The following is a 12,801-nucleotide window of genomic DNA, read 5'->3' as shown; positions in this document are numbered from 1 at the left end:
TTTCATTATGCAAATATTACATCTAGACACCAATCACGAGCTTCTCATTAATCAACTTAATGCATTAGGATTTACAAATCATGAAGATTACACGGCATCAAAAACTGATATTGAAGCAAAAATTCATGAGTATGATGGTATTGTAATAAGAAGTCGTTTTACTATAGACAAGCAGTTTCTTGATGCTGCCACAAACTTAAAGTTTATAGGTCGTGTTGGTGCTGGTTTAGAAAACATAGATTGTGATTATGCCCAAAGCAAAGGCATTTATTTAATTTCAGCACCAGAAGGCAACCGCAATGCTGTTGGCGAACACGCTTTAGGAATGTTACTTTCCTTATTCAACAAGCTCAATAAAGCTGATAACGAAGTACGACATGGTCAATGGTTACGTGAAGCCAACAGAGGTATTGAGCTAGATGGCAAAACCGTTGGACTTATTGGTTATGGCAACATGGGAAAAGCCTTTGCTAAAAAACTTCGTGGTTTTGATGTTGAAGTTCTTTGCTATGATATAAAACCTAATGTTGGCGACGACAATTGCAAACAAGTATCTCTTGAAACTTTACAAGAAAACGCAGATGTTTTAAGTTTACATACACCACAAACACCACTAACGCTCAATATGGTTAATGCTGATTTTATTAACGGGTTTCAAAAACCATTTTGGCTCATTAATACAGCACGCGGAAAAAGTGTTGTCACTACCGATTTGGTTTCAGCTTTAAAAAGTGGTAAAATTTTAGGTGCAGGATTAGACGTTTTAGAATATGAAAAAGCCTCTTTTGAAAGCCTATTTTCTTCTTATATGCCAGAGGCATTTCAATACATAATTCAAGCCGAAAATGTATTACTAACACCTCATGTAGCGGGTTGGACAGTTGAAAGCAAAGAAAAACTAGCGCAAACTATCGTTGATAAAATTAAAGCTAGATTTTGTTAACTTTCAACTATGAAAAAAACAATAGCTGTTTTTGCTGGTTTAATTTTTGCCTTGTTACTACTTTTTCAGGTTAGCAAATACGCTATCATATCTGGAAATGTAAACATTGAAATTATAATTGCTGTTATTGCGATTGTTTTCCTAATTGTTGGTATTTACCTCAACAAAAAAAGTCTTCAAAAAGAAACTGTTGATACAACCAAAATTGACCACAATAAAATAAAAGAATTAGATATTACATCACGAGAATATGAAGTGCTTCAACATATTGCTCAAGGGTTATCAAACAAAGAAATTGCCGAGACATTATTCCTATCAGAAAGCACCATAAAAACGCATGTATCTAACTTATTGGTAAAATTAAATGCCAAAAGACGCACGCAAGCACTTCAAGTTGCAAAAGAGCTTCAAATACTGTGAAATTATGTATTTTAGACCAAAGTACTAACGGTTTGGTACTTTAGTATGAGTCGATTTTTAAAGGCTTCTCGTAGTTTTGTATCAAAAATTAATCAATACCACTCAATTATGGAATTAGGCGCATTTTCAATTAGTTTAAGCGTAAAAAACATTACTGTTTCAAAGGCATTTTATGAAAATTTAGGATTCACCGTTTTTGCTGGTGATTTAGAAAAAAACTACCTCATCATGAAAAATGGTAAGGCTTTAGTAGGCTTGTTTCAAGGTATGTTTGAAAACAATATACTTACCTTTAATCCTGGTTGGGACGAAAATGCAAAAACATTAGATGCGTTTACAGATGTTAGGCAAATTCAGCAGCATTTAAAAAGTAAAAACATAGCGTTGCAAAGTGAAGCAGACGAGACAACTTCAGGGCCTGCAAGTTTGGTTTTAACCGATCCTGATGGTAATACCATATTAATTGATCAACATATTTAAAACCCTTTTTTAACTTATAAAACTAACTAACAACATGAAAAAAACTGTACTAAAATATGGTGGCTACGGACTTATAACTGCCGCTGTTTTATTCTTTTTAGCATTAACCTTTGGTAAAAACTTAAGCTATTCGGCTCAAGAAGTTATTGGTTATGCGTCAATGATTGCCTCATTATCATTTATATTTTTTGGGATAAAACACTATCGCGACAAAGTAAATAATGGTGCTGTAAGTTTTGGAAAAGCTTTGGTTATTGGCTTATTAATTTCAGCTTTAACAGGACTTGGAATTGCTATGGTAGATTACATTTATACAACCGTAATTAACCCTGATTTTGCTTCAGAATATTTAGAAGTCACTTTAAAAACTTATGAAAGTACCTACTCTGGTGCAGAACTAGAAGCTAAAAAAGCAGAACTCACACAACAAATGCAAGATTATGGTGGCTCTGGATTTATGGCAGTCTTAATGTTTGTAACCGTTGTATTAATTGGGTTTGTACTATCTTTAATATCTGCTTTAATTTTACAACGAAAAAAATAAATTATTATGCAATACAAAGCATCATCTCCCGAAGATTATATAAGTCAAGTTCCTGAAGAACGTCAAGACGTTTTAAAAGCATTACGCAAAACCATTAAAGCCAACTTACCAAAAGGTTTTGAAGAAGGTATTCAATATGGTATGATAGGCTATTATGTACCACATAGCAAATATCCTGATGGTTACCATTGCACACCAGAAGAACCATTACCATTCATGAGTTTTGCTTCACAAAAAAATTCAATAAATCTTTACCATAGTGGTATTTATGCAGTACCAGAAATACACGATTGGTTTGTAAACGAATACCCAAAACACAGTAAGTACAAGCTAGATATGGGAAAAAGTTGCGTGCGTTTTAAGCGTATTAATGATATTCCAATGGAATTAATTGCTGAACTCTGCACAAAACTAACTCCAGATCAATGGATAGATATATACGAAACCAACCTTAAAAAGAAATAAAATGAAAAAACGCGTTACAGGCATTGGCGGATTGTTCTTTAAAACAAAAGATCCAAAAGCAACAAAAGACTGGTACAAAAAACATTTAGGGTTTAACACCGATGATTATGGTTGCACTTTTTGGTGGAAAGATAAAGAAGGTAACGATTGCTCAACACAATGGAGTCCGTTTGCTGAAGACACAGCGTATTATCAGCCTTCAAAAAAAGATTTTATGTTTAATTATCGCGTAGAAAATCTTGAAGAATTACTAAAAACATTAAAAGACGAAGGCGTTACCATTGTTGGAGAAATGGAAGAATACAGCTACGGAAAATTTGGTTGGATTATGGATAACGATGGCAACAAAATTGAACTTTGGGAACCTATTGATAAAGCTTTTTTGTAAACCATTATATTTTTTTAAACTAAAGAATAAAAAAGCCACAAACACTGTTTGCGGCTTTTTTATTAAAAATTTGATTCATAATCAAGTGGTAAGGTATCTCCCATTCTTTGATTTCCAAAATGCCCCGTAAATATGACTTCGTTTACTGGAGAATGATTACCGTAGCTATCAATATAAAAATAAGTACCAAGTGTTTTAATTGAAGACTGCCTACTAACATTATTATCATAAACAACTATCAATGGTTTAAAAAGTCTCACTTTGTAAATTAATGGGTTATCTGTAGCATAAATGCTTATAAAATTTTCTGGTGGAACATCGCGCTTATCATAAATAATTCTATAACCTTGATCTTTAAGTTTTCCTTTTAAAAGTGCTCTCATAAAATGTAATACTGAGCCTTTATAAACCTTACCTCTACGTTTTAAAATACGCTGTTTGTCATCACCTTCAGATTTGTAATAGGATGTCCCTGCGTAATATACCGAAGTAGCTATATAAGGTTCAGCATCACCATCAGATGTATATTTGACTTCAAAGTCTTTTAACTCGTAATTGATTTGGTACTTAAGATTATTATTTACAATAATTAATGGCTTTTTTGCAATAGCTACTAATTGTTTTTCAGATTTTATAAACTTTAAGACAAGTGCATCTTCGTTAAGAATCTTACATGATTTTGCATTTTCAGACACACCTAAAAAATGCGTTTTAAATTGATTTAATTTATAGGCTCTTGACCATTCATCTTCTGAAGATAAAAACACTTCGCTTAAAGCACTAACATCTTCTTCAAGGTAAATTTTTAAAGGTGTATTAGAATTATAATTTGTAACTGTTTTCTTTTTATAACCTAAAAAAGAAACTATTAATGGTGTGTTTAAGGATCTATCAAAATCTAATGAAAAAAAACCTTTAGAGTTTGATATAGTTCCTTTTGTTGTATTATCAAAATAAATAGTAGCGCCTTCTAGCGGCAAATTGTTTTTTTTATTTAAAACGACACCAGTTATTTCTTGAGAAAAAAGATTAGAAATACAAAATAGCAATGCTATATATGTAAGTTTACTCTTCTTCATTTTGCTCTGAAAGTTTTTGTTCTAATTCTGCTTGAAACTCTTCCATAACAGGTCTGACAGTACTCTCTGGCAAATCGGCAATTTTTATATACATCAAGCCATCAACAGAGTTATTAAATAAAGGGTCTACATTAAAAGCTACAAGCTTTGCATTTTGCTTGATGTACTTTTTAAGTAAAACGGGCAGCCTTAAAGCTCCTGGCTCTACTTCATCTATAATTTTATCAAACTTGTTTAAATCTGCTTCTGTTTCATCAAAAACAAAGTCCTTATCAGCATCTTTCAGTTTTACTTTAAACTCTTTTTTAGGATGAACATACTGTGCTATGTAAGGATCGTAATAATGAGATTTCATAAACTCTATCATAAGAGATTTTGAAAAGTTTGTAAACTGGTTACTAATACTAACGCCTCCTATTAAAAACTTGTGCTCTGGATACCTTAAGGTTGTATGCACAATACCTTTCCATAGTAAAAATAAAGGCATTGGTTTTTGCTGATATTCTTTAATGATAAAAGCACGTCCCATTTCTATAGACTGGCTCATCATTTTATGTAATTCAGGCTCAAAACGAAATAAATCTTGAAGGTAAAAACCATCTATACCAAAACGTTTAAATATTTCAGAGCCCAATCCCATTCTGTAAGCACCAGCAATAAGCTGTTGTTCATTATCCCATAAAAACATATGATGATAATAGGTATCAAAAGCATCTAAATCTATGGCTTCATTAGTTCCCTCTCCTACTTCCCTAAAGGTTATTTCGCGTAAACGACCTATTTCTCTTAATACATTAGGTATAACATTTGCTGGTGTTAAAAACACCTCGTAGTTTTTACTTTGTAGTAATCTATAATCACCATCTCTTGCTGCTTCAACCTCTTTATTCATAACAGCCTTATCTATTGGTGTTGCAATACGTTTAGGTGGTTTAGGCACTTTTAATGTTGACGAAATATTACTTAAAAACTTCCCTTTTTCATCAAAAGAATTTGATAGCATATATGTTTTTCGTCTTAAAAACTCTGAAAACTCTGGTAAGGTTGCGTGTTCTTTTTGATCATTTACAGATATAGGTCTTCCTATTCTTACTTTAATAACACGTCGTTTTTGTGTAAGTAGTTCTGACGGAAGCTTGGCTGTTCTAAATGTATCGCTAATTTTGGATAACTTATAAAACAACTGACTGTTCTTGGCATGGAAATATATAGGAACAACTGGAACTTCAGCTTTTTTTATTAATTTCATTGCTGCTTCTTCCCAAGGTTTATCAACTACTAATTTGCCATCTTTGTAAGTAGAGACTTCTCCTGCCGGAAAAACACCAAGCGGATGCCCTTCTTTTAAGTGAGAAATAGCACTTTTAAAACCTGAAATACTAGACTTTACATCTTTCCTGCTTTCAAAAGGGTTTACAGGCATTATATATGGCTTTAAAGGCTCTATTCTATGCAAAAGAAAGTTGGCTATAATTTTAAAGTCTTCGCGTTGCTCTAACATTAATTTTAGCAATAAAATGCCATCAATTCCACCTAGAGGATGGTTTGAAACTGTTATGTAAGCACCATCTTTTGGTAAACGTTTTAAGTCTTCTTCAGGGATTTCAAATTTGATTTGAAATTCATTCAAAATACTATCTAAAAACTCTAATTTCTCTAAATGTTTATTTCTATTGTATATGTTATTAAGTGTCGATATTTTTAACACTTTCATAAGCATCCAACCAAAAAAAGTTCCTGCAATTCCGTACTTATCTAACTGTATGGCTTTTGCTACTTCTTTTGCGGTTACTAATCCTTTATCTTGTGGTTTGGTCATAATTGTAAATGTACTAAATGTTTTATTTAGTTACTATTTGCACTGTTTTTTGTGTCAGCTGCTTTAATAATACGTTTTTCCCGGTTTCTATTTGCTTTACAGAAGCGTCGTTGTAATGCCTAATGGTATAAAGCGATACATTTTCGTTACAGGTTACTCTAAATCTAGCTCTTAAATGCTGTAGTAATTTCTCAAGGTTTCTATACATATCGTCAACACAAACGGAAAAGCTAATAGCTGAATTCTGAATCATGTGTACTTTCATTTTGTATAAATGTAATAGATTAAAAATATCGCTAATATTCTCTTCTACAATGTAAGAGAAGTCTAATGATGATAATGAAATTAACACTTGGCTTTTTTTCACAATAAAACAAGGAACTGCAGGCTCTATACCATAACCTTTGCATACTATTGTGCCTTCATTCTCTGGTTTTAAAAACGATTTTACTTTTAGCGGAATTTCTTTTTGCTGTAAAGGCTGTAGTGTTTTAGGGTGAATTACTGATGCTCCATAAAAAGCAAGTTCTATCGCTTCTCTGTAAGAAATTGTGTTAAGCAACTGCGCGTTTTCAAAATATCTAGGATCGGCATTTAGAACACCTGGAACATCTTTCCATATGGTAACACTTTTTGCATTGAGACAATATGCAAAAATTGCAGCGGTATAATCACTTCCTTCTCGCCCAAGTGTTGTTGTAAAGTTATTAGCATCACTTCCTAAAAACCCTTGAGTAATGTTTAAAACACCTGTGTTAAAATTTGTTGCTATTTGAGCTTGGGTAATCTCCCAGTTTACATGCGCGCTACGATAATAATTATCTGTTTTTATAAACTCCCTAACATCTAGCCAATAATTATTAAGACCAATATCATTCAGGTAACAACTTACAATCGTTGTAGATACTAGTTCTCCAAAGCAAATTGTTTGATCATAAACAAAATTATAGTCAGGAGATTTATTTCTATCAAAAAAAACTCCTAGCTCATCAAAAAGTGTCGCAACTTTTTTAAAGACTACATGCTGTTCATTATCAAACAAATCTAATAAAATAGCATTGTGGTATTTTTTTAAATCTTGAATTGAACTTTGAAGTTCTGCTTTATTATTAAAATAGTTATCTATAACTCCTTCTATAGCATTGGTGGTTTTTCCCATAGCAGAGATAACAACCAATGTGTTTTCATACCCAACTGTTTTTAATACAGTTGCCAAATTTTTTACTCCGTTGGCATCATTTATTGATGCGCCTCCAAATTTAAATACTTGCATTATAGTTTTGATATATACGCTTTAATAGCATTTTCATCAAGTTGAACAACATTCCAATCTCTCATAACGTTGGCACCCTTTTTTTCATAAAAAGCTATTGCAGACTCATTCCAGTCTAGCACTTCCCAGCTTATTCTTTTCACGCCTAACTGATTTCCATATTTTACAACTTCATCAAGCAAAAGAGTTCCTAATCCTTGGCCTCGCATATCTTGACTTACTATTAAATCTTCTAGATGTAAAACAGCGCCTTTCCAAGTAGAGAATCGCATATAAACCAACGCTATCCCTACTATTTTAGTGTGATACTCTGCAACAAAACAATGAAAAGATGGATTATTAGAAAAACCATAATTAACTAAATCATTTACAGTCACCTCAACAGCATCTGGTTCTTTTTCAAAAACAGCAAGTTCATTAATTAAATTTAATACAGCAGTCATATCACCCTTTTCAGCGACTCTAATAGTAAAATTCATATGAATTATTTTAATACCAAATATAACTTAAAGTAAGTGATTATCTATTATTAATCTTTGACGAAAACGTTGTAGTTTCGTAAAAAATACGATATTTGTAAAAACACAACACTACAGGTTTCATGTCTCGAAAAAATCAAACTCTAGGAGAGTTTATCATTGAAAATCAAGCATCATTTAAGTATACATCTGGAGAATTATCTAGACTTATTAATTCAATAAGGCTAGCTGCAAAAGTTGTAAATCACGAAGTAAACAAGGCTGGTTTGGTTGATATTATTGGCGCAGCTGGTGATACTAACATTCAAGGTGAAGACCAACAAAAGCTAGATGTTTATGCGAATAACAAGTTTATACAAACCATGACCAAGAGAAATATTGTTTGTGGTATTGCGAGTGAAGAAGAAGATGATTTTATAACTATAAACAGTCAAGATGAAAATAATCAGAATAAATATGTGGTTTTAATTGATCCGCTTGATGGTTCTTCAAACATTGATGTTAATGTTTCTGTTGGAACAATATTTTCTATTTATAGACGTGTTACACCTGTTGGAACTCCTGTAACTATTGAGGATTTTCTTCAAAAAGGAAACCAACAAGTTGCTGCAGGCTATGTTGTTTATGGAACATCAACAATGATTGTTTATACTACTGGAGATGGCGTAAATGGTTTTACACTTAACCCAGCAATTGGAACATTTTACTTATCACATCCTGATATGAAGTTCCCTGAAGATGGTCATATTTATTCCGTAAACGAAGGAAACTACATCCACTTTCCACAAGGCATCAAAGATTACATAAAGTATTGCCAAATGGAAGAAGGTGATCGCCCTTATACAAGTAGATATATAGGCTCTTTAGTATCTGACTTTCATAGAAATATGATAAAAGGTGGGATTTATCTATATCCAAAAAGTTCTAAAAACTCAAATGGTAAATTACGTTTACTTTATGAATGCAATCCGATGGCTTTTTTAGCAGAACAAGCAAGCGGTATGGCAAGTGACGGATTTACTCGTATATTAGACATACAGCCTACAGAGCTGCATCAGCGTGTACCATTTATTTGCGGTAGTAAAAACATGGTGAAAAAGGCTGAAGAGTTTATGGCCAAATACGCATAGTCATATTTTAAAACAATAAAAAAAGCAGCATAAAATTATGCTGCTTTTTTTGTTCTAAATATATCGTTATCTAATTTTTATTTTCTCCTGAATTTTGAGTTTCAGCAGGTTTCTGTTTTTGAGATAACAGGGCGTTTTTACTAATATTTGCCATATTGAAATTTGGCGCCATTGATAACGCTTGATCTAAAAACGAAATAGCAGTATCAATATTCTCTGTTTTATTTTCGTTAAACTTTACCAAGCCTTTTAAATACAAAAAAGCTGCTTTTAACGGCACTCTATATGGCTGCTGTGTTTCATAAAATGTTTTTGCCATATCATCTTGAGAGTTCAATAACCCGTATTGAATATAAGTATTTGCCTCTGTTAGTTTTTGAGTTTGTAAATATAGTTCTGCTAACTCGTATGCAGCACCTACATTTGGCTCTCTATCATACATCACTTTAAATTGTTCAATAGCACGTTCTGTTTCTCCTAATGATTTTAACGATACAGCTTTTACCTCTAATGCCATATCAGAATCTGACACGTTTTTTTCAATACCAATAGTATTTAATGCCTGAACGTATTTACCTTCGCTCATGTAAATGTATGACAATGTATCTTTTCTAGCTTGAGATGGTGCTAGCACATTAAGATGCGTTAAACCATTTATCATGCCTTGAATATCGCCTTGCTCTCGCATTTGTTTATAAAAAGCTTCATAATGCTTTAGCAATTGCTGATTTGTTTGTGCATTTGCTGAAAAAGCAGTTACTAATACAACAAGTAGTAATAATCGTTTCATTATTATATATTTTTAATTTATCGTCTCAAAACTAAAAAAAATCTGTATGTAAACTCTTAAAGCAATGCTAATTATTTAATAGTAAGCGAGCTTTTTATTACTACAGCATCATTTAAAACAAATGGTTTTGGAATCATATTTGCTTTTCTATCTGGAACAGAAAACATCGCATTTGTAAGTAAATCGTATGTGCACTCATAAAACTGCAAACTTGTTTCTTGACTTTCAGGAACTGTAATAATTATATCTAATAGTTCATTGTCTGTCACAAAATAACTAAACAACCTGTTATTTAGCCTTTCACTGAACACGTATTCAGAATCTGTGTTTTGATAGGCGCTTACACCATTTATTGTTGCGCTATAAAATACATTTGTTGTATCAGAAAAAACCTCAACACGCTCTGCTTGTCGTTTTGAAGTAATACAAATAGCAATTTGTCTTTTTCCATTTACAATGGTATCGTGTGATATATCTATTACTGGTTTTTGTAACTGTTTTAAAGGTGCCTTTTTAGTATACGTAAACCCTGATTTGTATTTACTACCTATGGTATTTTGCTTTAGTAAATCGGCATTATCTGGAGTTTTAGTAAGATAAGCTTCTGTCCACGTATCTAAAACATCATCATATGTTGCCCAAACAGCAGTATTTGAATTAGTATCTAACATGTAAATTAAGCTATTCGGTTTAGGAGTATTTTGTGTAAAATGAGAATTTGTATGGGCTGATATCAAGAACCAAACACTTGCTATTATAAATACAACTGATAATCTATTTTTATGCTTAAAATATCCAAAAACAGAGATTAATAAACTAAAAATAAGTACTACAAAAATACAGGACACAAATAAAATTTTGAGTCCTAAACCAACGGGAAACATTTTTACTAAAGGCGCCATAATTGTAAGCAGCGGCATTCCTAATAAAGCAAGTAAAATAAGGTTTGGTTTTTTTTGTCTAATGACAACAAACAAACTCAATAACGCAAAAAACACGGGAATAATAAAAAAGCTAGCGCCTTGTAGTTTAAATGCTACTATTGCACAAATAAGCAACCAAAACGACAACGGAGCAACTAACAAACTAGCTGTATTTTCAACGTTGTAAACTTTATGATATACATAAAAACAAATAGCTAAAGCAATACAAACAAACAGTGCTATATATGTATGCCCGTTGTAAGTAAATCCGTGAAGCATCTCATTGTATTGAGGATATACAATAAGTATAAGTTTCCATAGGCCAAAACCAATTCCTCCAGATACTAGTAATGCTATGAAAAATGCACCATATCCTTTTCTAATTTCAGAAACAGTTATCGCTTTTCTTTTTAAACCATAAACCAACAACCCTATAAATAAAACCAAAGCAATTATAAGCATAGGAATAATCCAAGAAAAAGGATAAATCACCGTTTTAAATAATGGTACGTTAAAATAAATGTAGTCTTCTGTGCTTTTTATGTTTGTTAAATCAGCATCAGCAAAATATGTTAAAAGCGGCATTAAATAACTACCTTGATGTTCAAGTGTATTTCTATCTAATCGTTCATAAGTATCCAAAGCTGTGTGATAATCAAAATGATCATCTATAAAGGCGAAATTAAATCCGTCAATATCTTTATCTGCTCTAAAACGTGTTAAATCGGTATCGTTTGGAAGCATTTTATAAATACTATAGGCTAAAGAATTAGCTACAGGAAACTCTGGATTTGCCGCAACAAAACCTTTCATTAAATTAGCGTTTCCTTGGTTTGTTTCTATTAGCATATAGCTTGGTCCTCCGCTTCCACGAGCTTCAAAATTTAATACTAAACCAACATCTTTTGCCCAGGGATGTTTATTAACAAAAATATCAGCACCATTAAGTCCCAGCTCTTCGCCATCGGTTATAAGAATAATAATGTCATTTTTAAGTTGTTTTCCGGTACTTAAAAAAGCACGTATTCCTTCCAGAATTGTAACCACTCCAGATCCAGCATCACTTGCGCCTACAGACGAATGCGGATTACTATCATAGTGTGACAATAATAAAAGTGCTTTGCCAGAATTGCTTCCGGGTATTCTTGCCAATACATTTTTAGGCTTTGATAAATTGCCCCATTGACTCATAGAGTAATCTATTTGTACTTCTGTTTTTAGTTCTAATTTTTCTAATTCACTTATGATATAATCTCTAACTTTTGCATGCGCTTCATTACCTAAATAATGAGGTGCTTTAGAAATTTCTTTTAATTGAACTAAAGCGCGATCTGTAGAAAACGCATTATTAGGCGCATCTATATTTGAGATTTTACTTGGCAAAAGCACGTAAAAACTCCAAAAAACAGTAATAGCTATAAGTATAAGAGCAATCGCTTTTTTTATCATAATGTATGAGCATATTGGTTAGCAGTTATAAAAATACATATTTATAAAGCAAGTTCATACCACAACAATCACTTTAGGATAACTCATTAAAAAAGTGTATATTAGAAACACTAAAAACACGTATCATGGGTATAAAAAGTTTTCAAGGTGCTAGAAAGCAACAGCAAAATTCTATTGTAGATGAACCTTTTAAGGTAAGTGATTATATGACTCGAGACTTAATTACGTTTAAGCCAGAACAGTCTGTTGAAGAGGTTATTGAATCTTTGATAACCAATAAAATTTCTGGTGGACCTGTTGTAAATGACAAAAACGAGCTTGTTGGTATTATTTCTGAAGGGGATTGCTTAAAACAAATAAGTGATAGCCGTTATTACAACATGCCTATGGAACAAGATAATGTAGAAAAACGCATGATTAAAAATGTAGAAACTATAGATGGCAATATGAATGTGTTTGATGCTGCCAAAAAATTCTTAGATTCTAAAATACGTCGTTTTCCTATAGTTGAAAATGGTAAACTTGTAGGACAAATAAGCCAAAAAGATATTCTTAAAGCTGCCCTAAAACTTAAAGGGCATAATTGGAAATAAAACACAAAAATGCTTTTTTGTTTAAA

General features: G+C 32.2%; 14 protein-coding genes. 8 read left to right on the top strand and 6 right to left on the bottom strand.

The window, feature by feature from the left end; genetic code table 11:
* The first annotated feature begins 7 nt into the window (after window positions 1-7).
* The 6 genes from ABD690_RS04335 (at window position 8) to ABD690_RS04310 (ending at window position 3,240) form a co-directional block, all read left to right on the top strand.
* Window positions 8-943, top strand: a complete 936-nt coding sequence (locus ABD690_RS04335) for a 2-hydroxyacid dehydrogenase (protein ID WP_344727464.1) — start codon at window positions 8-10, stop codon at window positions 941-943.
* 9 nt (window positions 944-952) lie between these two features.
* Entirely contained in the window at window positions 953-1,363 is a 411-nt protein-coding gene (locus ABD690_RS04330) for a response regulator transcription factor (RefSeq protein ID WP_344727462.1), read from the top strand.
* Between the two features lie 108 nt (window positions 1,364-1,471).
* The gene (locus ABD690_RS04325) at window positions 1,472-1,843 is read left to right on the top strand and encodes a VOC family protein (RefSeq protein ID WP_344729293.1); all 372 of its coding nucleotides are present in this window, start codon (window positions 1,472-1,474) and stop codon (window positions 1,841-1,843) included.
* A 34-nt stretch (window positions 1,844-1,877) separates the two neighbouring features.
* Complete coding sequence (locus ABD690_RS04320; RefSeq protein ID WP_335972652.1) at window positions 1,878-2,387, top strand: DUF4199 domain-containing protein; 510 nt, start codon at window positions 1,878-1,880, stop codon at window positions 2,385-2,387.
* A 6-nt stretch (window positions 2,388-2,393) separates the two neighbouring features.
* Entirely contained in the window at window positions 2,394-2,852 is a 459-nt protein-coding gene (locus ABD690_RS04315) for a DUF1801 domain-containing protein (RefSeq protein ID WP_344727459.1), read from the top strand.
* Window position 2,853: 1 nt separating this feature from the next.
* Window positions 2,854-3,240: a VOC family protein gene (locus tag ABD690_RS04310; RefSeq protein WP_131508719.1), complete on the top strand. Its 387-nt coding sequence runs from the start codon at window positions 2,854-2,856 to the stop codon at window positions 3,238-3,240.
* Window positions 3,241-3,302: 62 nt separating this feature from the next.
* On the opposite strand, the gene ABD690_RS04305 is transcribed toward ABD690_RS04310, so the two are convergent.
* Genes ABD690_RS04305 through ABD690_RS04290 form a run of 4 tightly spaced genes read right to left on the bottom strand, consistent with a single transcriptional unit; the run spans window position 3,303 to window position 7,890 of the window.
* Window positions 3,303-4,319, bottom strand: coding sequence for a carboxypeptidase-like regulatory domain-containing protein (locus tag ABD690_RS04305; RefSeq protein WP_344727455.1), 1,017 nt, complete (start codon window positions 4,317-4,319; stop codon window positions 3,303-3,305).
* Window positions 4,306-6,138, bottom strand: coding sequence for a GNAT family N-acyltransferase (locus tag ABD690_RS04300; RefSeq protein ID WP_344727453.1), 1,833 nt, complete (start codon window positions 6,136-6,138; stop codon window positions 4,306-4,308). Before ABD690_RS04300 ends, ABD690_RS04305 begins: the two co-directional genes overlap by 14 nt.
* Window positions 6,139-6,160: 22 nt before the next feature.
* Window positions 6,161-7,411, bottom strand: a complete 1,251-nt coding sequence (locus ABD690_RS04295) for an aspartate kinase (protein ID WP_344727451.1) — start codon at window positions 7,409-7,411, stop codon at window positions 6,161-6,163.
* Window positions 7,411-7,890: a GNAT family N-acetyltransferase gene (locus tag ABD690_RS04290; RefSeq protein WP_344727449.1), complete on the bottom strand. Its 480-nt coding sequence runs from the start codon at window positions 7,888-7,890 to the stop codon at window positions 7,411-7,413. Before ABD690_RS04290 ends, ABD690_RS04295 begins: the two co-directional genes overlap by 1 nt.
* A gap of 122 nt (window positions 7,891-8,012) precedes the next feature.
* On the opposite strand from ABD690_RS04290, the gene fbp reads away from it, so the two are divergent.
* The gene (fbp, locus tag ABD690_RS04285) at window positions 8,013-9,020 is read left to right on the top strand and encodes a class 1 fructose-bisphosphatase (RefSeq protein WP_344727447.1); all 1,008 of its coding nucleotides are present in this window, start codon (window positions 8,013-8,015) and stop codon (window positions 9,018-9,020) included.
* 70 nt (window positions 9,021-9,090) lie between these two features.
* Here the strand turns inward: fbp and ABD690_RS04280 are convergent, their stop codons facing one another.
* Together ABD690_RS04280 and ABD690_RS04275 are read right to left on the bottom strand one after the other, a co-directional pair.
* The gene (locus tag ABD690_RS04280; RefSeq protein WP_344727445.1) at window positions 9,091-9,810 is read right to left on the bottom strand and encodes a tetratricopeptide repeat protein; all 720 of its coding nucleotides are present in this window, start codon (window positions 9,808-9,810) and stop codon (window positions 9,091-9,093) included.
* Between the two features lie 71 nt (window positions 9,811-9,881).
* Window positions 9,882-12,182: a M28 family peptidase gene (locus tag ABD690_RS04275; RefSeq protein WP_344727443.1), complete on the bottom strand. Its 2,301-nt coding sequence runs from the start codon at window positions 12,180-12,182 to the stop codon at window positions 9,882-9,884.
* A gap of 125 nt (window positions 12,183-12,307) precedes the next feature.
* On the opposite strand from ABD690_RS04275, the gene ABD690_RS04270 reads away from it, so the two are divergent.
* Complete coding sequence (locus ABD690_RS04270; protein WP_344727441.1) at window positions 12,308-12,775, top strand: CBS domain-containing protein; 468 nt, start codon at window positions 12,308-12,310, stop codon at window positions 12,773-12,775.
* Window positions 12,776-12,801 lie beyond the last annotated feature (26 nt).

It is taken from the genome of Corallibacter vietnamensis, from assembly GCF_039537875.1.
In the GTDB taxonomy this organism is placed as follows: domain Bacteria; phylum Bacteroidota; class Bacteroidia; order Flavobacteriales; family Flavobacteriaceae; genus Corallibacter; species Corallibacter vietnamensis.
Note: the sequence above shows the minus strand (reverse complement) of the source record. Positions and strands in the feature narration are given on the sequence as shown.